Origin of the sequence: Psychrobacillus sp. AK 1817 (assembly GCF_008807035.1) — a bacterium.
Taxonomy (GTDB): domain Bacteria; phylum Bacillota; class Bacilli; order Bacillales_A; family Planococcaceae; genus Psychrobacillus; species Psychrobacillus faecigallinarum.
The window spans coordinates 2,401,593-2,428,021 of record NZ_CP031739.1; the positions used below are offsets into that span (position 1 = coordinate 2,401,593).

The 26,429-nt window shown below is 37.6% G+C and carries 28 protein-coding genes and 2 tRNA genes; 3 read left to right on the forward strand and 27 right to left on the reverse strand.

What is annotated here, in order from left to right; genetic code table 11:
- Positions 1–129: 129 nt before the first annotated feature.
- From hpt to D0S48_RS11920, 3 genes are all read right to left on the reverse strand, one after another.
- On the reverse strand, positions 130–672 hold the full coding sequence (gene hpt, locus D0S48_RS11910; protein WP_144541496.1) for a hypoxanthine phosphoribosyltransferase: 543 nt from the start codon (positions 670–672) through the stop codon (positions 130–132).
- Positions 673–684: 12 nt separating this feature from the next.
- On the reverse strand, positions 685–2,079 hold the full coding sequence (tilS, locus tag D0S48_RS11915) for a tRNA lysidine(34) synthetase TilS (RefSeq protein ID WP_151111838.1): 1,395 nt from the start codon (positions 2,077–2,079) through the stop codon (positions 685–687).
- 62 nt (positions 2,080–2,141) lie between these two features.
- A complete protein-coding gene (locus tag D0S48_RS11920; protein WP_151111841.1) occupies positions 2,142–4,514 on the reverse strand; it encodes a SpoIIE family protein phosphatase in 2,373 nt (790 codons plus the stop codon).
- A 297-nt stretch (positions 4,515–4,811) separates the two neighbouring features.
- Between D0S48_RS11920 and D0S48_RS11925 the strand changes: the two genes are divergently transcribed.
- The 3 genes from D0S48_RS11925 to D0S48_RS11935 all read left to right on the forward strand — a co-directional run bounded on the left by D0S48_RS11925 (position 4,812) and on the right by D0S48_RS11935 (position 5,761).
- Positions 4,812–4,885: transfer RNA gene (locus D0S48_RS11925), tRNA-Met, on the forward strand.
- Between the two features lie 6 nt (positions 4,886–4,891).
- A tRNA-Glu gene (locus D0S48_RS11930) sits at positions 4,892–4,963 on the forward strand.
- A gap of 66 nt (positions 4,964–5,029) precedes the next feature.
- Complete coding sequence (locus D0S48_RS11935) at positions 5,030–5,761, forward strand: nucleotidyltransferase domain-containing protein (RefSeq protein ID WP_154311957.1); 732 nt, start codon at positions 5,030–5,032, stop codon at positions 5,759–5,761.
- A 178-nt stretch (positions 5,762–5,939) separates the two neighbouring features.
- Here the strand turns inward: D0S48_RS11935 and D0S48_RS11940 are convergent, their stop codons facing one another.
- From D0S48_RS11940 to rnmV, 24 genes are all read right to left on the reverse strand, one after another.
- On the reverse strand, positions 5,940–6,302 hold the full coding sequence (locus D0S48_RS11940; protein ID WP_151111845.1) for an NUDIX domain-containing protein: 363 nt from the start codon (positions 6,300–6,302) through the stop codon (positions 5,940–5,942).
- Positions 6,303–6,421: 119 nt separating this feature from the next.
- Positions 6,422–6,880, reverse strand: a complete 459-nt coding sequence (locus D0S48_RS11945) for a DinB family protein (protein WP_151111847.1) — start codon at positions 6,878–6,880, stop codon at positions 6,422–6,424.
- Positions 6,881–7,201: 321 nt separating this feature from the next.
- On the reverse strand, positions 7,202–7,633 hold the full coding sequence (locus tag D0S48_RS11950; protein ID WP_144541508.1) for a S1 domain-containing RNA-binding protein: 432 nt from the start codon (positions 7,631–7,633) through the stop codon (positions 7,202–7,204).
- Between the two features lie 140 nt (positions 7,634–7,773).
- Positions 7,774–8,172, reverse strand: a complete 399-nt coding sequence (locus tag D0S48_RS11955; RefSeq protein ID WP_225321614.1) for an FtsB family cell division protein — start codon at positions 8,170–8,172, stop codon at positions 7,774–7,776.
- A gap of 11 nt (positions 8,173–8,183) precedes the next feature.
- Positions 8,184–8,690, reverse strand: coding sequence for a spore cortex biosynthesis protein YabQ (gene yabQ, locus D0S48_RS11960; RefSeq protein WP_144541510.1), 507 nt, complete (start codon positions 8,688–8,690; stop codon positions 8,184–8,186).
- Entirely contained in the window at positions 8,687–8,989 is a 303-nt protein-coding gene (yabP, locus tag D0S48_RS11965; RefSeq protein WP_144541512.1) for a sporulation protein YabP, read from the reverse strand. Before yabP ends, yabQ begins: the two co-directional genes overlap by 4 nt.
- 210 nt (positions 8,990–9,199) lie before the next feature.
- On the reverse strand, positions 9,200–9,490 hold the full coding sequence (locus tag D0S48_RS11970) for an RNA-binding S4 domain-containing protein (protein ID WP_144541514.1): 291 nt from the start codon (positions 9,488–9,490) through the stop codon (positions 9,200–9,202).
- Between the two features lie 7 nt (positions 9,491–9,497).
- Positions 9,498–10,955: a bifunctional methyltransferase/pyrophosphohydrolase YabN gene (mazG, locus tag D0S48_RS11975; protein ID WP_151111849.1), complete on the reverse strand. Its 1,458-nt coding sequence runs from the start codon at positions 10,953–10,955 to the stop codon at positions 9,498–9,500.
- Positions 10,956–10,967: 12 nt separating this feature from the next.
- On the reverse strand, positions 10,968–12,578 hold the full coding sequence (locus tag D0S48_RS11980) for a putative polysaccharide biosynthesis protein (protein WP_151111851.1): 1,611 nt from the start codon (positions 12,576–12,578) through the stop codon (positions 10,968–10,970).
- A gap of 84 nt (positions 12,579–12,662) precedes the next feature.
- Positions 12,663–13,199 (reverse strand): stage V sporulation protein T, encoded by a 537-nt coding sequence (spoVT, locus tag D0S48_RS11985; RefSeq protein ID WP_144541520.1) that lies wholly within the window; start codon positions 13,197–13,199, stop codon positions 12,663–12,665.
- A gap of 88 nt (positions 13,200–13,287) precedes the next feature.
- Positions 13,288–16,815, reverse strand: coding sequence for a transcription-repair coupling factor (gene mfd / locus D0S48_RS11990; protein WP_151111853.1), 3,528 nt, complete (start codon positions 16,813–16,815; stop codon positions 13,288–13,290).
- Positions 16,816–16,908: 93 nt separating this feature from the next.
- On the reverse strand, positions 16,909–17,139 hold the full coding sequence (locus D0S48_RS11995) for an anti-sigma-F factor Fin (protein ID WP_144541524.1): 231 nt from the start codon (positions 17,137–17,139) through the stop codon (positions 16,909–16,911).
- Positions 17,140–17,185: 46 nt separating this feature from the next.
- Positions 17,186–17,749, reverse strand: a complete 564-nt coding sequence (gene pth, locus D0S48_RS12000) for an aminoacyl-tRNA hydrolase (RefSeq protein ID WP_144541526.1) — start codon at positions 17,747–17,749, stop codon at positions 17,186–17,188.
- Positions 17,750–17,918: 169 nt separating this feature from the next.
- On the reverse strand, positions 17,919–18,521 hold the full coding sequence (locus D0S48_RS12005; protein ID WP_144541528.1) for a 50S ribosomal protein L25/general stress protein Ctc: 603 nt from the start codon (positions 18,519–18,521) through the stop codon (positions 17,919–17,921).
- Positions 18,522–18,609: 88 nt separating this feature from the next.
- The gene (locus D0S48_RS12010; RefSeq protein ID WP_144541530.1) at positions 18,610–19,569 is read right to left on the reverse strand and encodes a ribose-phosphate diphosphokinase; all 960 of its coding nucleotides are present in this window, start codon (positions 19,567–19,569) and stop codon (positions 18,610–18,612) included.
- A 22-nt stretch (positions 19,570–19,591) separates the two neighbouring features.
- On the reverse strand, positions 19,592–20,962 hold the full coding sequence (gene glmU / locus D0S48_RS12015) for a bifunctional UDP-N-acetylglucosamine diphosphorylase/glucosamine-1-phosphate N-acetyltransferase GlmU (protein WP_144541532.1): 1,371 nt from the start codon (positions 20,960–20,962) through the stop codon (positions 19,592–19,594).
- 422 nt (positions 20,963–21,384) lie between these two features.
- Positions 21,385–21,681: a septation regulator SpoVG gene (spoVG, locus tag D0S48_RS12020; RefSeq protein WP_144541534.1), complete on the reverse strand. Its 297-nt coding sequence runs from the start codon at positions 21,679–21,681 to the stop codon at positions 21,385–21,387.
- 191 nt (positions 21,682–21,872) lie between these two features.
- On the reverse strand, positions 21,873–22,244 hold the full coding sequence (locus D0S48_RS12025; protein ID WP_144541577.1) for a RidA family protein: 372 nt from the start codon (positions 22,242–22,244) through the stop codon (positions 21,873–21,875).
- Positions 22,244–23,074, reverse strand: a complete 831-nt coding sequence (purR, locus tag D0S48_RS12030) for a pur operon repressor (RefSeq protein WP_144541536.1) — start codon at positions 23,072–23,074, stop codon at positions 22,244–22,246. The genes D0S48_RS12025 and purR overlap by 1 nt, the downstream gene beginning before the upstream one ends.
- A gap of 55 nt (positions 23,075–23,129) precedes the next feature.
- Positions 23,130–23,996: a 4-(cytidine 5'-diphospho)-2-C-methyl-D-erythritol kinase gene (gene ispE / locus D0S48_RS12035; RefSeq protein WP_144541538.1), complete on the reverse strand. Its 867-nt coding sequence runs from the start codon at positions 23,994–23,996 to the stop codon at positions 23,130–23,132.
- A 152-nt stretch (positions 23,997–24,148) separates the two neighbouring features.
- Entirely contained in the window at positions 24,149–24,325 is a 177-nt protein-coding gene (locus D0S48_RS12040; protein WP_144541539.1) for a small, acid-soluble spore protein, alpha/beta type, read from the reverse strand.
- A 134-nt stretch (positions 24,326–24,459) separates the two neighbouring features.
- The gene (gene veg / locus D0S48_RS12045) at positions 24,460–24,723 is read right to left on the reverse strand and encodes a biofilm formation stimulator Veg (protein ID WP_144541541.1); all 264 of its coding nucleotides are present in this window, start codon (positions 24,721–24,723) and stop codon (positions 24,460–24,462) included.
- A gap of 154 nt (positions 24,724–24,877) precedes the next feature.
- Positions 24,878–25,759, reverse strand: a complete 882-nt coding sequence (rsmA, locus tag D0S48_RS12050) for a 16S rRNA (adenine(1518)-N(6)/adenine(1519)-N(6))-dimethyltransferase RsmA (RefSeq protein WP_144541543.1) — start codon at positions 25,757–25,759, stop codon at positions 24,878–24,880.
- A complete protein-coding gene (rnmV, locus tag D0S48_RS12055) occupies positions 25,756–26,322 on the reverse strand; it encodes a ribonuclease M5 (protein ID WP_144541545.1) in 567 nt (188 codons plus the stop codon). Before rnmV ends, rsmA begins: the two co-directional genes overlap by 4 nt.
- Positions 26,323–26,429 lie beyond the last annotated feature (107 nt).

Here is a 26,429-nt window from a genome sequence, read left to right on the forward strand (position 1 = left end):
TTTTTGGCGTACAATGAAAAGCCTTCTTAAAAAGGAACTTAAATTTAAGGCTATGTCCTCTATTGCTGTTTTTCTTTCAAAATTCTAATTTTGCTAGAAATGAGCAATTAGACGTTTACAAAACCTAGCTTAAAAAGAATAAACTTCTTTTTTTAGCACACCAACATATGGTAAGTTTCGGTATTTTTCTGCATAATCTAATCCGTAACCAACAACAAATGCATCTGGGACATTAAAACCAACATAATCTGCTTCTAAATCTACTTTTCTACCCGTAGGCTTATCCAACAGTGTGACAATTTTAATTGATTTTGCTTTGCGGTACTTAAATAGGTCCACTAAATAGCTTAACGTCATACCGCTATCAATGATATCCTCAATAATTAGAATATCGCGCCCTTCCACACTTGTATTCAAGTCTTTTACAATTTTTACTTCTCCGGAAGAAACAGTAGCATTTCCATAACTAGAAACATCCATATAGTCCATTTCAATATATGTATCTACACGTTTCATCAAATCAGACATAAATGGCATTGCACCTTTCAAGATTCCTATTGCAAGTGGAAACTTGTCCGCATAGTCAGCAGTCAGTTGTGCCCCAAGCTCAATTGTTTTCTCTTGAATCTGTTCTTCTGTCAATAAAATCTCTAGTATGTCTTTCTCTAGCATTTTTTAGTCCCCCTAATGATTAATACGCTTTAAATACATTACATAATTTTGCGAGTTGTATTGCTTCGAAAATTGTTCTCCATAGCGTAAGCCAATTACTGCAATTATATCATTTTTAGCTGTTACTAGTAATGGCCAAGATAAACGGGCCTCAGGAGAGATTTTCTCATCGATAAATAAACGGGAAACTTTTTTAGAGGAGGACATTCCTTTGATATGGATCCGGTCGCCCTGAGTCTTTTGTCTAATAGTAAGCGGCAAAGATTCACCCTCTAATTGTACAAAATACTTTTCACCGGTAATTTGGTCTGTTAAATTTCTCGTCAAGTAGATGAAAAAACCTGCACCACAATCAATCCAACAATCTTCCTTCATTACAATTTCCTGACTAACTACAGGTTCCTTATGATACGGAGTAAATTGTATGTGATTGTAATGGCGTGTGAGAGTAACAGCATTTGGCAAGTTTAATACTGTGTTGCCATCATGATTATTGCAAGCTGTAAGAATGGATTCAATCATTCGATCGTTAAGTAGTATATCGGAGTTTTTGTATAGATACTCTAATAGTAGTAGAATCACTCTTCTTTGTAAAGCAATGGGAACTGTAGAAAAGCTTACAGAATCTATAACAAATACCCCTTCCTCATTAACTGTCACAAGCTGTTCATACTTTTCATTAGCCACCTCTTGAAGATACTCTTCATCCTGAAGCTGTTTTTCTACGAAATTCATTATTCGATCGCTTACATTTGGATTTTCTTCCTTCAAGAGAGGCACTAATCGATGACGGATTCGATTTCTTGTATATGTATGTTTGTCATTGCTTGGGTCATGTCTATGAAGTTGATTTTTGTCTAAAAGATATTCTTCAATTTCTTGCTTTGTAACTCCTAAAAAAGGACGGATAATTTGTCCCCTAGAAAAAGGCCTTTTTTTAGGTATCCCGGTAATAGTGGAACTATTAGTACCTCGGATTAGAGACATTAAGACAGTTTCAATTTGATCGTCAGCATGATGCCCTAGTAAAAGCTTATCGTAACTATTGGTATTCATAACGTGATTAAAGAAGGCATACCGTTCTTCTCTACAAATTACTTGGACATTGCCCCCCTCTTCCTCCACTCTTCGCATAACCTCTAATGCTGCAGAATAGAAAGGAAGGTTTAACTGATTCGCCAACTCTTTAACGAATTCCATATCTTCTGCAGATTCCTTACCTCTTAACTGATGGTCAGTATGAACAATGCCTAACTCACAATGATAAAAGCTTTCCAATTCCTTCATCGCAAGTACAATAGCAACAGAGTCTGTTCCACCAGAACAAGCGATAAGAAGACGCTCTTCTTTCTCAATCAATCGGTATCGGTCTATATATTGCTTCACCTTCCGAACGAATGAATGCATCTTCTCATCTCTCCCTTCAATCTATCTACATAATTCTCTTCTATATAAGCATTTATACTAGTCTAGTGTACCATTTTTTCATGGAACTTAGATGCTTGTCTAGGTGAAAATATTGACCATTCCGGAACAGTATGCTTTACGTGCATAAAAATAACCGTGCGATCATCTCCTGGTAATGAGTAAGTTTCTTCTAATATTTTTACGAATTTCTCTGCGTTCATAGAAGGATCCTGTAATACTTTTTTATAATATGCCTCCTGCTTCTCTATAGTTGTATTTGCTGAAAACACCCCATCCGATAACATTAATAATATATCGCCGTCCTTAATATCGACCTTTCTCGCCTCTATCGAGAACGTAGGTAAGAAGCCGAATGGAACGTGTTTACTTTCTATTTTCCTCATCTCATTTCCTCGAATTAGATAAGTAGACATACTGCCTGCTTTCCAAGACCATAGTTCCCCCTTCTGAAGATCAATTAGTGCCAGATCAACGGTTGCGTAGCTATCAGAGTCATCCTGTAGGCTCATCATATAATGCAACGTATGCATGGTCGTTTCAGGATCCATTTTTTTGTTAAGGCATTCTCTCATAAATTGCATAACCCTTCTGCTTTCACGGTGTGCTTCTACATTGTTGCCCATTCCATCCGATAAAATAACTGCAAGTAATCCGGGATGTAAAGGAAATACAGCATGAGCATCCCCAGAATAGATTGTATTTCTACTTGAGGAAGTAAATATATCGTGGGAAATATTAAATCTAACGGATGATTTAAATGTCATTTGAATATGCTCATACGGCTGATGCACCTCTTTCATGGAGGTTATCTCAAAAGGCTCCTTCCATAGTTCATAGAGGATTGGTATGATCAATCGTTCGCCTATCATTTTGCCTCTCGACTCTACTGGCAAACAGCAGACTACCTCCATCTGTCCTACATCAATATTTAAAATGTCTATTTGATAAAACGGAATATTACATTGTTGAAATTTTTGCTTCACTTCCTCTTCATGTGATGTATATAACGATACATTATTTTCTAAGTTGTTCATAAGCTCACTCATATGATTTCCCATATCTCTCAGCTTTAGTGCGAACATTTTCTTACCGTGCTGCATTTCATATGCTAGCTGTCTTTTCGCCTCTCTTTCCTTTAACTCTTGCAATATTTGAAGTGGTTTAACGCATTTATATTGCATCTTCTTCTCCAGCTGAATTCTCGCTTTTCTTGGTTGGTCCTCCCATTGTTGTATAAGACTCGGTATTCCGTTAGATTTCTCCCCCCAACATTTTTCATAATGAAAGCAAGACTGACAAGCTGCTAATGGCTCCACTACTTCCTCGGTTGCCGATTTAGGTTCAAAACGATCCGATATAAAACGTGTGATAAAATCTACAAAATGCTGAAATTCCTGTAGCTGATGATTCACCTTCTCTGTCATCCACTTTTGCCTTCTCAAAAGGACATGAGTCGTATCTGGGTATAGCTGCTCCTTCACATCTTTAATCCACTTCGAGGGAATCATAAAAAAGATTAGTGAGGCCGCTACTAGAGAACCGATATAAACGGAATCTAATGGCAGTGTATGATCATATAAGATAAAGAAAAAAGTTGCACCTAGCATACTAAATGCTTGCCAAAGCCGGCCAAATCTTTTGTGCAAGCCTGCTAAAAAACCAGTCAAGGCATAAACGGCAATCATTCCACTGAAGCTTAAGGTGGAGATACTTAATATCGTACCTGCCAGGACTGCTACAACAGTAGAAAGCTGAACACCCCCTACCGCGGCAGCTACAACAATTACTAAATGCGCAATAATTAACGGAACAGAGACGTAACCAACTATTAAAGAAGACATGCCAGTCAAGACTAATGCCCCTATCAATAAAGCTGATCCCATCCTTTCCATAGTCCATCTCTTATGGAGGAACTCAGGTAAAGGAAGAAATAACTGAAATAAAAAGATAGTCATGAACAAACTTAAGATTCCCTCATAGCCTATAGCTAACAAAATAGACATTGGAACGGCGCCGCCATACGATACAAATTGCCAAATCAATTGAATAAGGACAACATCTATCAGGACAAATAAAGGTATTGGGATTTTCTCTATAAACCTTTTTCCTTGAAGTGTAAAAAATACCGCTTGAAATACATGGATTATTAATTGTCCTAGCCCAAGCGTCATACTACCCAAAAGTGCTCCTGCAAACGTCCAAGGTATAAAACGTTGAAACCTTAAATTAACCAACGCCCATATAGGTAAGAAAAATGGGACCGATGCCTCGAATAGAACAACCTGGGCTAAGAAAAAAGAAAGAACAAAGAATGTGACCATTAAAGAGATGGTGACCTTTCTTGCCTGAATATTTTCTACTATCCTTCTCCACGCAAAGCTTCTTTTTTGTTCTTGTTCGTAAATCGTTTTCATATTTGTATACCTCCCTATTCAACTCATGTTCGAAGTATACCTACTGCATTTCAAAAAGTATGTCTCTTCCTGACACTCCTCTCAAAAACTTTTCGACCTGATATACCATGATTTGAATATTAAAATATGAGGCCTACACTTAAGGTCCATACTTCTTTAAAAACCTAGTAATTTAGGTGCTTTTGCAGCCACGTAAATTGTCAGTTTTTTTTGTAGATATATTTTTTAAAATATCTTTTCAAAAAAGTATTGACACTTTGTCCAAACGCTTGTAATATGATATTTGTTCGTTAAAACGGCGGCCTAGCTCAGCTGGCTAGAGCGTACGGTTCATACCCGTGAGGTCGGGGGTTCGATCCCCTCGGCCGCCATTATACGGCCCCTTGGTCAAGCGGTTAAGACACCGCCCTTTCACGGCGGTAACACGGGTTCGAATCCCGTAGGGGTCATCTTAAAAAGAGGTTGCACAAATGCAGCCTCTTTTTTGCTATCCTTTAATAAAAGGGGGCAAGAAAGTGTTTAAGGAAAAAAACGATCCAATTGCAGTGGCTAATCACTTTATTCAGCAATATTATCCTCACTGTCAGGGTGCCATTTTGGCTGGGAGTATTGTTCGTGGAGAAGGTACTTCCACATCTGACTTGGATATTGTAATTTTTGATAATAGTATTCTTTCAGCTTTTAGAGAGTCCTTTTATGTAGAAGGGTGGCCTGTAGAAGTATTTATCCATAATTTAAGTTCCTACAAACATTACTTTGAGTTGGATTGCGAGAGGGCTAAGCCATCGCTTCCGAAGATGATAGTCGAGGGAATGGTTTTAAAGGATGATGGGTTATTATCGTCTATTCAAGGAGAAGCCCGCTTGTTATTGTCGAATGGACCGAAGGAATGGTCAAAAGCTACCATTACATTGAAGCGCTATTTTCTTACAGATGTTTTAGACGATTTTATCGGAAGTACAACCCCCGAAGAGGATATCTTTATTGTCCATACCCTCCTAGAGCTAGCTAGCGAGTTTGTGTTAAGAGTGAATCGTCAGTGGGTTGGTACTTCTAAGTGGGGATATCGCGCATTGAAGCAATTTGACGAATCGTTTGCTCATAAATTTATTGAAGTCTTCGACGCCTATTACAAGCATCGGGATAAAGTAAAAATTATCGAGCTTGTCGACGAAATACTAGAACCATTTGGTGGTCGCTTGTTTGAAGGTTTTTCATTAGGTAAATCTACCAGTAACGATCACTAACCGTTTTCCGACATAGAAAAGTACTTATTTTGTTTTGAGCCAACCAAATATAGGCCCACTATAAAGTGGGCTCAAACTGTATACATTTTCAAAGAGGTCGGAGTTTCCTGTGCTTTTCCTTCCTTAAAATAAGTAACTATATGTTGTCTCAAGCCTTTAGGAGAAAAATTATATTCCATTAGCTGGAAATAGGTATCCACTCTAAACCGATTTGGCCTCTATCAGGTAAAGTACTTTTTGCGAAGTTTAACGGCTCGACTTTACATAAAAACATAAACTCCGTCTGATGATAATCTCCGTGTCTCCCTGCTAATTCATGGTTCTTCCCAATATATTCTCGCACAAATATTATATCTCCAATGATAATCTCTGCTCCTGCCTCTTCCCTACACTCTCTTTTGAGGGCTTCATGTAAAATTTCCCCCGTCTCTTGCCCTCCTCCCGGCAAAATATAGTAGATTTCATTATTTTCATGGAGCTTGATAACTAATATTCTCTTATCATCAATTATAATAGCCTTCGCTGAGTTTCTCTTTATCATTCATTAATCCCCCTAGCATACTTCTTTCCCAAAATTTTATTAATCTCCTAAACATTAAAAACCCGCAGACCATATATTGCTTTCAAATTGGTCTACGGGTTGCAATTTTAACTATGAATTTAACTACTATAGCCTGGTGAAATCTGTTTTTGATGATGTAGGTCGTGCTCCAGGAAGTCAGTGAAATAGTTGCGTATAGTGCTGGAATGATCCCCAATATAAAAATATTTATCCCATTCTATTTCATCAATCTTCTTAAGCTCTCCCATGATGGCTTTGCGCTGTTCTTTTGCATGAGCAATGGTTTCTTTAAATGTTTGTTCATTAGCAAGGGCTGCAGCTTTTGCATTGAAGTCTTCGAAATTTGGATACGCTTGATGTTTTTCTCCTTCTTTCATTAAAGGTAGACGTTCCTGTAACGTAAACTTGTCCCATTCCGCCATATGCATAATAATTTCATTTGGCGTCCATTTTCCTTCACGGTAAGGAGTGTTCCCTTCTTCTTCACTTAAGCTCTCAAGAGAATCCAACCACTCTAAATATTGCTGATGCGCTTTTAGTATTTCATCTTTAGTCATGCTTTTCCTCCTAAACTGATAGTTCGTAATATTTAACTACCCAATCACTCTACAATTAATCATTTTTCATTTAAGTCAATTCACATTTCCCATGAGATAAACCCAAAGTACGGGTGCCGTTAGGGGTTCTTGTCTGTATCGAACATTCAACTAGATGCTTGTGTGTTCTATTAATAAAATTCATTTATTTTAAATTACATATATATTTTACCTCATTTGTTCCAATAGTGAAAATATTTACCATACAAAAAAGGCGTTAGCAATGCTAACACCTTTCCACATCTATTAAACATTTTTTCTACCGATAAAACAGACAGCATATTATCCTCGTTTTGCGCCTCTACCACCGCGTTTAGACTCTGTTGCGCGTTTTAACGTAGACAAACGATCTTCACTATCCTTTAAGAATCTTGCCATTTTTTGCTCAAAATTCTCTTTGCTCGGACGATCACGATCGTTCGGGCGGTTATTATTGCGTGGACGCTGAGGACGTTCTGGTCTCTCTGGTCTTTCTGCTTGTGGCTTTGCTTTACGAATAGATAAGCCGATTTTGCCATCCGCTTCAACATTCATCACTTTTACTTCGACCATATCGCCTACTTTTAAATGCTCATTAATATCCTTCACATAGTTATCTGCAACTTCACTAATGTGAACTAGACCTGTTGAGCCCCCAGGAAGCTCAACGAACGCTCCGAAGTTAGTGATTCCTGTTACTTTACCTTGTACCTTGCTGCCTACTTCAATTGACATAAAAAAAATGCTCCTCCTTAGAATTTAAGCGGTTCTTTATAAATGAATTTGTATATTTTTTATACAGACCCTATCTTTTATTATAGCTAACAAAAAAAGAGTGTCAACAAGACCACTCTCTTCAAGTTAGATTTTTTATGTTATTTGTCACTTTCCTCTGGTAAGGAGAAGATAATTTCTCCTTCTTCTGAAAGGAAAAATTCTTTTCTTAATAGCTTCCCAATGTATTCATCATCGTTTAACTTAGATATTTGAATTTTAAGCATTTCTTGGTCTTCTTGCGCTTTTGCCAGTTCTTCTTCTACCTGCACCTGCTGTTCTTTTTTCTCAGCCAAGGTTTGATGACTGTTAACCAAGATGGTAACTAAAAATCCTATTACTGCTATAGAAACAATGAAGAAACTTACTAAGCGTCTAAACAACCGAACTTTTTTAGATTTAATACGAGAATCGCGACGTTGAACAGAGCGTAAATAGTCTGTATTTATAGATGCCACTTGTTTTTCGTATGGTTCTTCTTTTATTTGCCTCTGTCTCACATCGTTCTCTCCTATCTTTTCTTAGATTTCTTGTATCTTTTATTATAACTCATTTTTGGCAATTTCTGTAGGGCCAATTGCTTTATTTTTTTATATAGAATAAGAAACGGCGTTAGGATAAAACGAATAATGAATAGTATTAAATGCATAATTTTTCTAAGAATCGTCAAAATGATACGAATTATAAACCAAATCGGCATTACTACTAAACGCAAAAAGATTCTTCCAGCTAGTCGAAAGACGGGCTGAAAAAATAACTGATACAGGAGAATTCCAAATACTTGAGCAAGTGGATCATAAATTCTCCATATCCCGTCGCGTACATTGAAAAGAATATAAAAGGTTGCTAGTCCCATAAGAATCCAGACTATTATTTCTAAAATTACTCGGTATTTAAAAACAAAGGAACGCCTCGGAGTATGCTCCGTTATAAATCGCGTTCCTTCGATTATTGCACCTACTAAGATACCACTAGCAATCATTAATAATAAACTATAAAACTGTAGAGAAAGTGTCATCCGAATAATTTATGAAGTAATCCTCTAGCGCCGTCTGAACTTTGTTCCTCATCATACTCCATTGATCGTACAATGCCCTCCAAAGTTAGAAGCCCTTTATCAACATCTAGATGGACAATCTTCAAGTCCTCTCCTTTAATATGAAGGGTTCCTTGAGATGTACGTACATAAAACTCTTGCTGATCAAATCGTTCGATTGTTTTTACAGATGTTAAGTCCATTCTTTTACGATTTCTTAGTGAAATTAAATGATCCCCCGACGGAATTGTGATAGTTTGATTCTCTGCTTGATATTGCATATACTCTCTCCTCTCCTTGTCCTAATCTATTGTATGCAGCATTGAAAAGATGCATGACTTGTTATCACGCTTTTTTTAAAAAGAATTTATTCGTGATAGATTTAGTTGGATAAGGAGATTACATTTTAGCAGAGGTATTGCTACGAAACTTGTTACACTTGATCTAAACTAGTTGACCAGTTAATTATTATCCTCTTTAAGAATCTACCATTAATCTTCGTCATCAATAAATTGAGAGTCGACCTTTTCTAATCTCTCCTCTTTAATAATCGTAAACATGGAAGCAGCATCCTCTTTTTTGGCAGAATCTTTAATCCCGTCCACTGAAGCAGTGACAACCTTCTGTCCAAAACGAATAGATAATTCGTCTCCAACCTTTACATCTGAACTGGCCTTTGCCACCTTCCCATTGATGGTGACACGCCCTTGATCTGCTACTTCTTTGGCTAACGTTCTTCGTTTAATCAGTCTTGAAACCTTTAAAAACTTATCTAATCTCATGTACTCACTACCTCTCTAATTTTTTTGCGTCGTTCCAAAATTGGTCAAGCTCCTCTAAATTATATTCTTCAAAGCTTCTTCTACCTTGGTTGACACATTTTTCTATATATTCAAATCTTCTTTTAAATTTTTGATTGGCCTGCATCATAGCAAGCTCTGGAGATAGCCCATAGAAACGTGCTAAATTCACTACAGTAAATAATAAATCTCCTAACTCATCTGTTTGAGCTTCTTTATCGTTTGACTGGAGCTCAACCTTCCACTCCTGTAATTCTTCCTCAAATTTCTCCCAAGCTTCAGAAACCTCCGGCCAATCAAAACCTACTTTGGCTGCTTTTTTTTGATAGTTAAAAGATGTTAGCAAGGAAGAATCTGTTCGCAGTCCATCCTCAAGTAGAGATTTAGTTGACTCCTTACCCTCTTGCGCTTTAATCGTCTGCCAGTTACGTAAAACGTCATCTGTATTGTTTGCTACTGCATCCCCGAAAACATGTGGATGTCTTCGAATCATTTTTTCAGTTACAGAAGCTAAAACATCCTCTAAACTAAAGTATCCATTATCTTCCCCAATTTGTGCATGTAAAAACACCTGTAACAAGACATCTCCTAGCTCTTCAACAATATGATCGTCGTCTTCCTCATCTATCGCCTGAAGTAGTTCATATACTTCTTCTACTGCATATTTTTTCAAGGTTGTATGAGTTTGTTCTTTATCCCAAGGACAGCCATCAGGACCTCTTAATTGGGCTACCACTTCTCTAAGGGTCTGCCATTCCTTTATACGATTTTCTTTTTCATGAATTGGTGGAACGTATAGAGTAGTGAGATTATTTAATTCCATTTCTCGGTCTAGCTCAAATAAAGGCACCTTCTTTAAAATCTCCTCCGAGGAGCCCGCTGCCGTAACAATGGTCACCTCATAATCGTCAGGATACTTCTCCATTAAAGTTAGCTTCACCTCGGAAGCACTAAACGCATCATATACTTGTCCTATTAACACATGGGCATTCATCTGAACTTCATCTCGTTTAAAGCTCGTTCCATCTAATAATTGAAATCCTTCAATAGGATCAATACGAAGAGCACCAAAGATAGGATCTAAAAAGCTCTGTCCACCTTCTATTTTAATCTTTATCTTACTTTGCTCTTCCGCTTCTATTAAAAGCTGTACGGTTTGTTCTGCCACTAGTGGATGTCCCGGAACAGCATAGACTAGTGGGAAATTTTCTGCCTGCTGTAAAAGACTTTCTACAATCTCTTTGTACACATTCTCAAATTGATCATTTTTTTCATAAATTTCATCAAAGCTAGTCCACGACACTCCCTCTTTTTGTAGCTCTTGAAGCACGGGATGCTGTTCCGTCCGAACATATAAGTGTGCTGTATTTTTTAACTTTTTGTAAATTCCTAGAGGAAGCTGGTCTATATCGCCGGCTCCAAGTCCAATTATCGTGATTTCATTCATCTTCTCACAACCTTACTTTTCTTTATTCAACCAAAGCTGAAGTTTGGCCATTCTTCTTCCAAAGGGAAGTAAAAACCATTCTTTCTCCCCGATAACTCTCTTCTTCGTCAATATAAATATAAAGACACCGGCTCCCAATGATACGGCACTAATTGAAATTACTATTGCCTGCATTCTGCTTGAGAGACTCGCTAGGAAGATATTCTCTGCCAGCTTAGTGTATGCAATCACGGCAAGAAGCATCATAAATGCCGCTAGAGAAACTCCTTTATAAAATTTTAACGTAGCAAAACGGATTCTCCAGAGATTCTTAAAGTAGAAAAGCATTAAGAAACATATAAGAGCTAAACTAATATTACCCGCTAAAGCAGCACCTAATACACCATAGCTAGGTACTAGTATGTTGTTTAATATCCATTTACCGCACACACCAAGCAATAAGATAGTAGTTGGAATTCTAGTTTTACCGCCACCCTGAAGCATAGCCATTAGCGTTAAGATTAAAGACATCCAAATAATCTGAAATGAAAATACCATTAGAGTAATAGATTCTGCACGCGTTTTAAACAACATCTCATTCAAATAAGGCAGTACTGCGATAAGTCCTAACGCTGCAGCGACTCCAAATGTAAATGCTACTCTAAATGTAAGCTGCATAAAAGGTAGGGCTGTTCTTCCTTTTTCTTTATTTAAACGATGAGCAACAAGAGGTACAATGGCAAGTGAAAGAGTGGAAGCAATGACAATCCCTAGCTGCACTAATGGTTGGCCCCTATCATACACACCCTTTTTTTCCATCGCTTCCTGTCTTGCCATTCCATTATCTACTAGTATTTGAAATACCGTAAAGGAATCCACCAATTGAAGGAGTAGGAACAGCAATGCACTAATACTTGCACTTACACTTAGCATCGTCAATTCCTTTACAATTGGCCAAATAGGCACCAATAATTTGTTTTCTTTAGTATGTGTTTCTCTTGTTATTTTCCAATAGATTATCCCTAAAAAGAATACCCCACCTAATTCTCCTGCAACTGCACCATACATAGCCATACTTCCTGCTTTGTATAGATCCATGCTGTTTAAGAGGACCAACCAAGTTCCAAATAAGATAACAGAAACTCGAATTGCCTGCTCGACTACTTGAGCATACGCAACGTATCCCATTCGCCCGTCAGCTTGAAATTCTCCTTTTAAGACAGCAAGCATTGGCATAAGCAGAATAACATATGAACCTACTTTTAAAAGCTGAGCTAGTTGGATATCTCCCATAAAATTAGCCAATAGATTGGCACCAAAAAATAATAAGCAAAAGAATACTACCGAAATAATTGCTATATAGTAAAAAGCAATCCTTCTTATTTGGGGAATTGCAAAGGATTTACCAGAAGCTCGATAGTCTGACATAATTTTAGAAAGGGCTACAGCAAAGCCAAAAGATGTCCAAGTGGTAATAATCGCAATGAAAGGGTAAACCTGTTGATATATATAAAAGCCTTCATCCCCAACTAGATTTTGAAAGGGTACCCGATAAATAGCACTTAACAGTTTAACGATAATAGCCGCGACTGTTAGCATGGCAGCACCCTTCATATAAGTTTTCATATTCCATTCGTTGCTCATCTGTTAATCCTTCTTCCATCCAGCAATAGCACTATTATACATGAATATAAAGAAACCTTCCTCTTGTATAAGAGGAAGGTCGGTTTAATTTTCCATTTGTTTTGCTAAGAAATTAGCTGCAGTTTCAATAGCCTTCATTTCTGCTTCTCCAATAAAGTGCACTTTAGAGAAAAGGAATATAGCACCTATTGGATCCCCAGATGCGATAATTGGAGCGATGCAGTAAGACTTAACTGTTTCTACCACTCCTGGAACCCATTCAACAGAATTTTCATGTTTTTCAATAACCATCGTTCTATTGTTGACGACGTCTTCCACATCTGGACTCAATCTTCGTTTTAAATAATCCTTTTTAGATAACCCGGCTGCCGCGATCATTTCATCACGGTCACTTATAAGCACTGGTGTGCCCAATGTTTCATATAGTGTTTCTGCGTATTCTTTTGCAAAGTCACCAAGCTCACTAATTGGAGAATATTTTTTTAAGATGATTTCCCCTTCACGGTCAGTGAAGATTTCTAATGGATCTCCCTCTCTGATACGAAGGGTTCTACGAATTTCTTTTGGTATTACAACTCTACCTAAATCATCGATACGACGTACTATGCCAGTTGCTTTCATGTAATGTGTGCCTCTCTTTCGACAGAATGGAAATTAAAGTTCATTTCTGCCATAGTATGGCTCACATCTCCTAATAATATGCAATACGTTAATTTACTTCTAATATCTTTTTTGATTTAGGCAATAAACTCATGATATCTTCTAAAACATCAAACGCATTATACTTCCCAGTTTTACGTTCATCGATCGTTAAAACTAGATTTGTCTTGTCTACATTAAAGCCTATGGCACGACCATATTTCATCGATTCCTCCAGAAGCTTCGCTCCATCAATAGTCTTGGTACCCTCTGCACTTAAACGGATAGTAGTAACTTTATCGGATTCTTTGATAGATTCTACACCGGCCTCTTTGCCCCAAACCTTCATCCTAGCAATACGGAGCAATCTTTCAGCTTCTAAAGGAATATCTCCAAAACGATCCTGTAGTTCATCTACTAAATCGAGGTACTCTTCTTCTTTTTCCATTGCTTTAACACTCTTATACATTTGAATTTTTTGATATCCGTCAGGGATATATTCATCTGAAATGTAAGCATCTGTTCCTAATACTATTTCGATTTCCTGTAATTCTTCCTTTTTAATACCGGTTTGTTTTTCTTGGATAGCGTCTTCTAGCATTTGCGTATATAGATCAAAACCTACTGAATCGATAAACCCATGCTGTTGGGAGCCAAGTAGATTTCCAGCTCCACGAATCGATAAATCTCGCATTGCTATCTTGAACCCGGAACCTAGCTCTGTGAATTCCTTCACTGCCTGTAGTCTTTTTTCCGCTACGTCAGTCAATACTTTATCTCTTTGATACATTAAATAGGCATAGGCAACACGGTTGGAACGACCCACTCGACCACGTAATTGGTACAGCTGGGATAGCCCCATCTTATCAGCATCATGAATAATTAATGTATTAACGTTCGGTATATCAATCCCAGTTTCTATAATAGTCGTCGTAACAAGCACATCATATTCACCCTCTAAGAAACTGATGATTACTGATTCCAACTCTGTTTCAGACATCTGCCCATGTGCGTATCCAACTCTAGCAGTTGGAACAAGCATTTGAATCTCATCCACTTTGCGTGTAATGTCTTCTACTCGATTGTAGAGGAAAAATGCCTGTCCTCCCCTTGCTAGCTCTCTTTCAATTGCCTCTCTTACTAACGCACCGTTATATTCCATTACATAGGTTTGTACTGGAAAACGGTTTTTAGGAGGAGTTTCGATGACGGACAAATCACGTACGCCTATCATCGACATATGAAGTGTACGAGGAATTGGTGTAGCTGTTAGTGTAATAACATCTACGTTGGTTTTTAGCTGTTTAATCTTCTCTTTATGCTTCACCCCAAAACGCTGCTCCTCATCGACGACTAATAGTCCGAGATCTTGATACTCCACGTCTTTTGACAAGATTCTGTGCGTACCCACAGCAATGTCTATAAGACCCTTTTTCAAACCATTAATAGTTTCCGCCTGTTGCTTTTTAGTTCTAAAGCGACTTAACAGACCTACTTGAATCGGAAAATCTTGAAAACGCTCCATCATCGTCTCGTAATGTTGCTGTGCAAGTATGGTCGTAGGACATAGGAATGCTACTTGTTTACCTTCCATGACTGCTTTAAACGCAGCACGAATAGCAACTTCTGTCTTACCATAACCAACATCCCCGCATACTAAGCGATCCATCGGCCTCGGTCTTTCCATGTCTCTTTTAACTTCTTCTATTGTACGAAGCTGGTCTTCTGTTTCCTCGTATGGGAATGCTGCCTCAAAGGTATGTTGCATTTCCCCATCTGGTTCGAATGCATATCCCACCTCGGCCTCTCGTTTTGCATAGAGCTTGATAAGCTCATCTGCAATATCCTGCACTGCTGCAGATACTTTAGATTTTGTTTTCTTCCAGTCTGCTCCACCCAGTTTATGAAGCTTTGGATCCTTTTCTCCGGAAGCTACATATTTTTGTATTAAGTCAATTTGATCTACAGGGACAAATAACTTATCTTCTCCACGGTAGCGGATATGCAAATAGTCTTTATGGATTCCGTTTACAAGTAATGTTTCTATTCCTATATACTTCCCTATCCCATGATGGATATGTACAACGTTGTCTCCAGGTTTTATCTCTGAGTAGCTTTTAATACGTTCTGCGTTTGTTACTTTTTGTGTTCTCGCTTTTTTCTTATGCTTTTGCTTAAACAATTCAGAATCTGTAATAACCGCAATTCTTTGCAGAGGCAATTCGAAGCCAGCCTCTAAATCACCCTCAACGATAAAAATACCAGGTTTGTCAAAGTCCTTTGCAGTTGGCCCAATCTTAGATACTATTTCATAGTCTTCTAGTACAGTATGAACTTTTTGTACACGGTCCTTACCGTCTGCCAAAATGACTACTCTAAATTTACCTTGGGCAAACCTCTCCGTTTCGTTCTTCAACAAATGCATTTGTCCATGGAAATTTTGCATTGGCTTACAAGATACATTCATCGCTTTCTTAATAACTACCCCGGAGAACGTGCGCGAGAATAAGGATAGATATACTTTAAAGTTGGGAAGCTTTTGGATAATCTCTTTTAAGTTATACGATGGTTTTACATCGTGGACTGTTTTTCCTTCTTCGAGCAATGAAAGATACCAATCCTTCTCTTCCTTTTCTAACGTTTCCGTTACTTCTTGAATACGTCCGAGCTCGTCAAATAAAATAATTCCACTCGGATCAAAATAATCTCCTAAGAAACTATCTTCTTCTATTAACGAAATATACTTCATGTATTCTTTCGGTTGTTCGCCTTGTTTTAATAACTCTATATCCTGTTGAATGTTTTGATAGAACTTCTCCTTCATGTCAGGAAGCTTTACCTTTTTCAGGCTCTCCGCTAATGCGTCCTCTAGCTTTTGAGCAAGCAATACCTTTTTCCCCTTAGTCAGTACGTATTCAGTAGCTGGTAGTATACGAATATCCTTTAACTTCTTTAAGGAACGCTGATCTTCCGCAGAGAAGGTACGGATTGAATCAATCTCAGTATCAAACAATTCAATACGAATTGGATCCTCTAAATACAAGGGATAAATATCAATTATGCCGCCACGAAGCGCAAACTCCCCAGGTGCGGTAACCATCGGCTGACGGACATAACCCATATCCACTAGATTTTGCAGGAAGGTGTCTAATATAAGGTCCTCTCCCTCTACAAGGACGATGGAGCTATTCTTCCAATCATTTACATTTCCCATACGCTTTTTCAAGCCAGACACCGGGACAATGTAGACTCCTCGTTTAACATTGAGCATATGGTCTAGTGCTTCTAACCGTTGCGCACGCAACTCGGGGCTTGCAATGGATATATCTGCAGCTATCAATTCATCTGCAGGATACAATCTCACCAATTCTTCTCCTAGGAGCTTAACTAAATCCTCAGTAAGCTTCTGCGCATGTAGCAGGTTTGGTGTGACAATAAGGATTGGTTTTTCTAATGCTTTATGCAGCATTTTAGTAAAGACAGCCCTGGCACTCCCTGAGAGGCCCGTCACTAAAGTTTGATCAGTACCACTCTCTAAATCTTTCACTAGCTTTTGCATTTGTATATCTTCGATCAATAAATTACTTAGCAGTTCCATTTCCACCCACCCTTATCTAATAAACAAATAAAACGATTTATTCGGAACAGCAAAAACAGAAAAAGGCTTTGTGCACAAAATGTGCCAAAGCATTTACTGTATCCATTTTTTTAATGCGTAGTAACTCGGAAATTTCTGCAAAGAGGTTTGGCACTCTTCGCAAATACACTGGATTGTATAATCTCCCTCAGCTCCCGTTTGAATATATATATGTTGTTCTTCTGGCTCAATATTATTTTTTTGTAGAAAAGCCTCGTCTATGGAATCCAATGGTAGCTGGCCTACTTCTGTTTCACAATGGCGACATCTATAACGAATTGGCATAGCCATTAACCCCCTTTTTAGGAAGTATAGGCTTTTACTTCTTGTTTTATGCACCGTTAAAAATATTCATGACTTCTAAGAAGCTCTTATTAAACCATTGTTCACATGCATCTGCACTCTTTTGGGTAGCTATTTCTATTTCAATTTTTTCTTCCTTCGTAAAATCTGAGAGGACATAGTCTGGAACCTTCATGCCGTTTTTGGGTCGGTCTATCCCTATGCGAATACGATTGAATTCCTGCGTACCCAGATGTTGAATGATTGACTTTATCCCGTTATGTCCTCCAGCGCTTCCCTTTTGTCGTAGTCTTAGTTTTCCTACTTGAAGATCCAAGTCATCGTAAATTACAACTAATTCTTCATCCTCTACCCCAAAATAATCCATCAGGGGAACAATACATTCTCCCGATAGATTCATGTAAGTTAATGGCTTTAAGAGCATCACTTTCTCAGTTCCAATATGTCCTGTCCCATACATACCATTAAACTTCGATTGGTTAAGTGGGATACTCAAACGTTTTGAAAGCTCATCTATTACTTGAAAACCAATATTATGTCTCGTAGCTTCATACTGCTTGCCTGGATTTCCAAGGCCAACGATCATTTTCATTACATTCCATTCCTTTAACTCTTATTTCTTTTATTCTAACATAACAGTGGATATAAACATCTATAAAGCGAGTGGAATGTCTTGGTGTGTATACACGGCATGAAATCGGGAAAGTCCAAACTTCTTACTTACCTGAAAAAAAGAGATTGTCTATGACAATCTCTTCTACCTATTCCTCTGATGGTGCTTCTTCTGTGTCTTCAGCTTCTGTTTCTGTTTCAGGCTCTGTTTCTACTCTTGGTGCAGATACTGTTACTAAAGTGAAATCATCATCTTCTACTATAGTATAATTTACCTTTTCCCTAACATCTCCGACTGTTATAGTATCACCAATAGCAGTTTCTGTAACATCTACTTCAATGGAATCTGGGATATCAGAAGGTTTTACTAATACAGTTACTTCTCTATTTGGTTGTTGCAGTAACCCACCCTCTGAAACACCAATAGAAGTTCCAGTAGTATTGACCGTTACACTTACTTCTAACTCTTCCTTCATATTAATCGCAAGGAAATCTGCATGAATCATTTGTCCCTTTAGGATGTTCATTTGATAATCATTCAATACTACATTAACAGAACTGCCTTCCACATCTAGCTTCATTACACCATTTCTTCCAACCTCACGTAGTGTTTTTGTTAAATCTTTTTCATCAACCGCAATTGGTTGGGAATCGACCTTAAAACCATAAACTACTGCTGGTATGTAACCACTGTTTCTTAGTTTGGAATTTTCTTTTTGTGATCTTTTTTGTGCCTTTATAATAGTAGCCATAAACAAATCATCCTCCCGATGTATAAGTAACTATAAATAAGATACCCTTCGGAAGGATGATTCAAACATATATTAAGTTAAATAAGCATTAATCAAACAACGTACTTACAGATTTTTCTTCAAATACACGAACAATCGCATCTCCTAATAGTTTGGCTACAGATAGCTCTTTAATTTTTGGAGAATGCTTATCTTCTGGTAATTGGATAGAATTTGTAATAACCAATTCTTTAATAACAGAGTTATCAATACGTTCAATTGCAGGACCTGATAACACAGGATGTGTACAGCATGCGTAAACCTCTTTAGCGCCACTCTCCATTAAGGCATTAGCAGCAATTGAAATTGTCCCTGCTGTATCAATGATATCATCGATTAAAATAGCCGTTTTACCTTCTACATTACCAACTATGTTCATTACTTCAGCAACATTCGGGCGTGGACGTCGTTTATCGATAATAGCAATTGGTGCTTTTAAACGGTCTGCCATTTTGCGAGCACGTGTAACTCCACCGTGGTCAGGTGACACTATAACAACCTCAGAAGGATCTAGGTTTTTCGTTAAGAAATAGTCAGATAGAATAGGCACAGCCACTAAATGGTCTATTGGAATATCGAAGAAACCTTGAATTTGTGGTGCATGCAAATCTAGAACGATTGCTCGAGTTGCACCTGCAGAAGTCAGTAGATTAGCTACTAGCTTAGCTGTAATTGGCTCACGTGCACGAGCTTTTCTGTCTTGACGAGCATATCCGTAATAAGGTAAAACTACGCTTACGCTACGAGCAGAAGCACGTTTTACTGCATCTAACATTATTAATAGTTCCATTATATGTTCGTTTACAGGACCTGAGGTGGATTGAACGATAAATACATCACACCCACGAATGCTCTCTTCGATATTGATTTGGACCTCGCCATCGCTAAATCTTGTAACAGTACTTTTCCCTAGCGGAACTCCAACTTCTTTTGCAATTTCTTCAGCTAATTTTTTATTAGAATTAAGAGTAAATATTTTTAGTTTGGCATTTTCATATCGATGAGTCATGATAATCCTCCTGAATAATTGGTTATTTTAGTTTGAGTTTTTTTACGTAGCCTTCTTTATTCTCTTGTCTTGCTCGGCCAATAGCCAGTGCTTCACCAGGAACATCCTTGGTTATTGTAGATCCTGCTGCTACATATCCTTTTTTACCTATCGTTACCGGTGCTATAAGATTAGAATTACATCCAACAAATGCATCGTCTTCAATTGTCGTCATAAATTTGTTTTTACCATCATAATTAACCGTAATTGCTCCGCAACCAATGTTTACATTTGTACCAATGGCTGCATCTCCCATATAACTTAGATGAGAAATTTTACTTCCATTACCTACAACCGACTTTTTCACTTCAACGAAGTTACCAATTTTAACTTGGTCTCCAAGTTCCGATTGTGGACGAATATGTGCGAACGGGCCAATAGCTGTATGATTTCCAACTTCACTAGATAATACAACCGAGGAGTGGACAGTTGTTTCTGCCCCAATAACACTAGATACAATATGGCTGTTAGGACCAATTGTACACTTTTCTCCAATTATTGTTTTTCCCTCAATAATGACTCCGGGCTGTAATACAGTGTCAGCGCCAATAACTGCTTCACTGCTTATATATGTACTTTGAGGGTCTATGATTGTTACACCTTCACGCATATGATGATGAGCAATTCGTGAGCGCATAATTTGTTCTGCTTGAGAAAGTGCTACACGATCATTAATACCAAGAGTTTCGTCAAAATCTTTTGCTGCGTAAGCAGAAACAATTTCTCCGTCCTGCTGTAGTATACCAATTACATCAGGTAAATAATATTCACCCTGAACATTTTCATTTTTTACTAACTTTAGTGATTTAAATAGTGCTTCATTATCAAAACAGTAAGTACCAGAGTTAATTTCTTTTACTAGCTGCTCCGTTGCTGTTGCATCTTTATGTTCTACTATAGATTTAACGTGTCCCGCCTCGTTACGAATAATTCTTCCATAACCAGTAGGATCATCTGCTATAGCAGTTAAAATGGTTGCTTTTGCTTTGGATTCTTCATGATGCTTTAGCAAAGCCTTAATAGTTTCTGCAGTAATTAATGGAGTATCCCCGCAAACAACGATTGTAGTTCCCTGAAGATTAGCAAGTGATTCTTCTGCCTGTAAAACTGCATGAGCCGTACCTAATTGCTCAGCTTGTAATGCGTATTCACTTCGATTGCCAAGCTCACTTTTTACAATTTCAGCACCGTGGCCTACGATTGTAACAATCTTCTCTACTCCTACTTTTTCCATGTTATCAATAACATGCTCTACCATTGGCTTACCACATACAGGATGTAATACTTTATATAGACTAGACTTCATACGAGTGCCTTTACCGGCTGCTAAAACAACCGCATAGGTATTTGTCATTTGATATTTCCCTCCAGTGGGCTAATTTCCTCTTTTGACTATATAGGAAATGAGGGTTTTTTTCAAGGAATTCTCTTGACAAATACATGACAAAACAAGTAATATATATATTTTTTATCCTATTCTATTAATAATTAAACAACTTTTTCCACAGCTTTGGATATTAATAGGCGTATAATACATGAAGAAATGAATCTTACATCGGGGAATAATATCAGATAATGATAGGTAAGGGATAATTGTTTTGATAGGTTAAATGATGAAGGCTAGCAGAAGAGCTTTATTGTAGTTAAAAAATAATAACGAGGATTATATTGGCAGCTTTTCAACAATATTAAAAAGCTGCCTATCTAATTTCGACAGATAATTTTACGTCATAAGCTTCCTTTAGGAGATAAACACCTTAATGATTCAGCATCTTATCATAATGCTTCTGCCGTTGCTTCTTCTACTTCAGGAACTGCATCATCGCTTAAATGATAGGCATACAACACCGCATCCTGGATTTTAGATCGAGTGCCCACGTTAATGGGATGAGCTATATCTCGAAATTCTCCTTCAGGTGTTCGCTTACTTGGCATGGCTACAAACAATCCTGCATTTCCCTCAATAACTCTAATGTCATGGACTACAAACTCATTGTCCAGTGTGATGGAAGCGATCGCTCTCATACGACCATCGGTTAATACTTTGCGTAATCTTACATCTGTGACTTCCATGTAATTTCTCCTTCCCCCTAGTTGCAAATATCTATATTAACTTACTATTCCACAAAAATTTAAAATTTCCTTCTTAGTTTGGGAATATTTTTAATATTTTATAGATTATAATAATATTTATGTAATACGGCCAGTTCTGTTTATTCATACAAAAAAACACATGGTTTCCGAGGAAAACATGTGTTTTACTATTAAACAACTGCTATTACTTCAATTTCTACTTTTACATCCTTAGGTAGGCGTGCTACTTCTACTGCTGAGCGAGCTGGTTTATGTTCACCAAAATGTTTTTCATAAGCTAGGTTAAACTCTGCAAAGTCATTCATATCCTTCAAAAATACTAAGGTTTTGACTACTTGAGTCAAGGAGGACCCAGCTTCTGTTAAAACAGCATCTAGATTAGCAAATACTTGCTCAGTCTGTTCTGTAATAGATCCCTCTACTACCTTACCTTCAGGTGTTAAAGGAATTTGTCCAGAACTATAAAACATCCCGTTTACTACCATACCTTGTACATATGGACCAATTGCAGCCGGTGCATTATTTGTTGATACTATTTTCATCATTGTTGTCTCCCCTCTAAAAAATAATTTCCCTCTGTTAAAGCGATGGTTCCGTCTTTTTCATTTACTTCATGCAATTTAACTAAGGACAAGTAGTCCTTAACTAGTTGATCTCCTTCATGCTCCGCCTCTACTAGAACGGCAATCCCTGCAAGCTCACAATTAAATTCTTCTAACAGGCTCTTCATCCCGTTAATTGTCCCACCGACTTTCATAAAGTCATCGGTAATAAGAACGCGTTGCCCTTTTTCCATGCTTCTCTTAGATAGAACCATTGTTTGAATCCTTCTAGCAGAACCAGAAACATAATTGATGCTGACAGTCGGTCCTTCCGTAACCTTACTATCTCTTCTAACTACGACTACAGGCACGTTTAAGTGTCTAGCTATAGCATGTGCGATAGGAATACCTTTAGTTGCGACTGTCATAATAGCATCGATTTTTTCGTTCGCAAATGCAGATGCAAAGACTTTTCCTATCTTATTCATAAGAGCAGGTTCGCCTAATAAATCTGTCATGTATAAATAACCGCCTGGTAGAAGGCGCTCTGCTTTCGACAACTGAACCATCAGTTCTTGAGCAACCTTTTTCACATCTTCTTCGGTCATCGTAGGGATAAATTTTACTCCGCCTGCTGCACCGGGTATGGTGACTAGCAAACCTTTACCTCTTTCCTCAAATGTTTCTTTAACTATCGTCAAGTCTTCGCTAATAGAAGACTTGGCAGATTGGTATAAGGAAGCAAAAAAAGTCAAAGGGATTAATTTATGAGGATGTTCCATTAAATATTGAGTCATATCAACTAGTCGTTCGCTTCTTTTCCATTTCATCTTATCACCTCTAATCACGAATGTTTTATAGAAAACTTAACACAATTATACGTGTTTAAGCAAGAAATTCTCTATCTCCCATTAGTCTTACTGCATAAACTTCGTCGCAAAATCCTCTTAGTCCGTTATATACTCTCTGAACTCTAGATTCTTGGTTAACAAGACCAAAGACGGTTGGACCGCTTCCACTCATCAATACTGCATCTGCACCAAAACGTTGCATTTGCTCCTTTAGGTTTGCCACCTCAGGATAGAGCTTTAAGGTGACATCCTCTAAAACATTACCTAAGGAGTTACACATTAATTCATAATCTTTTTCCTGTATAGCCTTCAACATCTGCGTCGTTTTAGGATGAACAATCTGATCCACTTTTAGGTTTCCATATACATCAGCTGTTGATACACCTAGTGTCGGCTTAGCTAATATCACCCAACAGTTAGCTGGCGTTGGAAGCTCTTGAATCTTTTCTCCTCGGCCTGTTGCCAAAGCAGTTCCTCCATATACACAAAATGCTACGTCTGATCCTATTTTTGTTCCGATTTGAGCTAGCTCGTCCAATGTAAGGTTTAACTCCCAAAGTATATTTAAACCCTTCAAGGTAGCTGCTGCATCGCTGCTACCACCAGCAAGACCAGCTGCTACTGGTATATTCTTTTCAATTTTAATAGAGACACCAGATTTCACCTTATACATTTCCTTCAGTACCTTTGCCGCTTGATAGGCAAGGTTACGATGATCATTTGGAACAAAGCGGTCTACTGAAATAATATGTATGATTCCATCGTCTCTCAATTCAAGCCCAATTCGGTCTGCCAAATCAACCGTGGTCATAATCATTTCCACTTCATGAAAACCATCGGGGCGTTTATGTAATACATCGAGTGTTAAATTTATCTTAGCAGGTGCTTTTACGTAGTACATCCCATCTGCTCCTTTTCCTACTTATGCTGTTCCCTATTTTACCATAGTACTACCTTTTTGAAAAAAATGAGAACAATCAAAAAGAAAAGGCTAATAATTCGCCTTTTCTTTGCTAGTTGTACGTTATTTTTGGATATCGTGCTCGGTAAGATTTATTTACTTTGGTTGTTCATTTGTTGTTCAGCCATTTCAATTGCGCGTTTCACCATATTACCTGCATCACGGGATTTAATCCCACCCCAGCCTTCAGTTTTAACTACATCATAAAATCCAAGATCTTTTGCAATCTCTTCTTTTAATTCTTTAGACATAATTCCTCTTCTAGCCATATTGGTGAATCCTCCTAATAACAACTAGCAATATTAGTATGTCCGATATAAAGAAAAAAACTCCCTTCCCATTCAATCGAATGAGGAAAGAAGTTTTTGTCATATAAAAATGTAAAAATAAAAGTTCTAAACAATCATTTTACTACAATTGAATTATTTGCTTCGTCATAAATAGTGATTTCTACTGCTTCTGTCAAAATGTCTGCATAACTATAAGATACACGTTCAAAAGAATTTTCATCTTGATCCAAATCGATTACGAATACAGCATGATATGTTTCTCTTAGTACACCTGCTCGTTCGATTGTCTTCTTACGTCCTCCGTTTGCTTTTAACTGCAAACGTTTCCCTAAATGATGATCTAATGACTTTTTAATATCAGCTAAAGTTTTTGGCATTCCGCTTACACCTCACTGATTACAATATTAACACATATCCATTTTTTTGTCAAACAAAACATTTTATCAACATAAGCATACTCTTGTCAACGTTTTTATTATTAGTTTAGGATACTTTTATTTATTAACATTACTAATATTGTAACAAGTAAATTTAATGGAAATTAGGATATAGTTCATCTGCCAATCGCCCAAATTCTTCAATACTTAATGTTTCTCCTCTGCGAGTAGGGTTAACCCCCACTTTTTCTAACGCTTGCACGATTAATTCCTTTTTTTCCTTGCCATTTGGCAGAGAAGATTGAAGGTTATTAATAATCGTTTTTCTGCGTTGAACAAAGGAGCCTCTTGAAACTTTAAACAAGAAGTCCTCATCAATAACTTGGACTGGCGGTGTTTCATGGCGAGTTAGCTTTATGACCGCAGAATCAACGTTAGGCTGTGGCATAAATACTGCCTTTGGAACAGTCATCGCTACTTCTGCTTTCATGTAATATTGAATGGCAATTGATAAGGATCCGTATGCTTTGGTACCCGGTGAAGCGGTAATTCGATCTGCCACCTCCTTTTGCATCATCACAACCATTCCCCGAATAGGTAAGCGATCCATTAACAGCTTTAGTAAAATAGGGGTTGTTACATAGTATGGCAAATTAGCTACAACCATGACATCCTTATAATCAGACAGTTTCTCTTCAAACATTTGTAGCACATTTGCTTCAAGAATATCCCCATGAATGATTTCTACGTTATTATATGGTGACAGTGTGTCATCTAAGACTGGTAAAAGACGTTGGTCTATCTCAAATGCAACTACTTTTCCTGCCTCTCTTGCCAAGTGCTCTGTTAAGGCACCAATACCAGGTCCTATTTCAATAGCTGCTGATTCTTTCGTTAAATTAGCATGACTTACAATATTTCTAAGAATATTAGGGTCTATTAAGAAATTTTGCCCTAAGCTCTTCTTAAATGAAAATCCATATTTTTTAAGTATCTCTTGTGTGCGAACCGGGGTCGCTATATCTTTTTGTGTCATTCCTTGTTGTCCTCCAAATCGAGTTGCAGAATAGCTGCTTCAAGCTGCTCCCTGTGTATTTGAAAAATAGATAGCCTTTTTTGTAGCTGCTTTCCATTGGTATAGCCAATTTTTAAAAAATCACCCAGTCTTGTTCTCCGTTCCTTGGCTTTGGGGTGCCCAATTAACCTTCCTTCTATTAACACCTCTAAAGGTATTGAAATATGAGTTTCCGAGTCAGTTTTTGGGGTATAAATATCACTAAGAGCTTGTTGAATATCTTCATCCTTGGCATGTTCAATTCCCAGGCTCTTACCGTTTTTCGCTATCGTTTTTTCCTTCGATAAAAAAGCGTGCTTCACACCAGGTATTTGCTCTTCTATAATTGCACGAATTCTTCTTCCAGGATAATCTGGGTCAGTAAATACTATGACTCCTCTTTTTTCCTGTGCGTGCTGAATTTTCATTAGTGTCTCTTTAGAAATGGCTGACCCATTGGTTTCTATAGTATCAGCATCTACTGCTCTTTTTATAGCAGTCGTATCATCTTTTCCTTCTACGACAATAATTTCATTTATACGCAAGCATTTTCCCTCTTTTCTGCTTCTATGCTAGCCTCTATCATAACGCAAAAAAGCTCTCCCTATCAACGAGAGGGAAAGCTATACGGAAAATTTATATACATATGTTA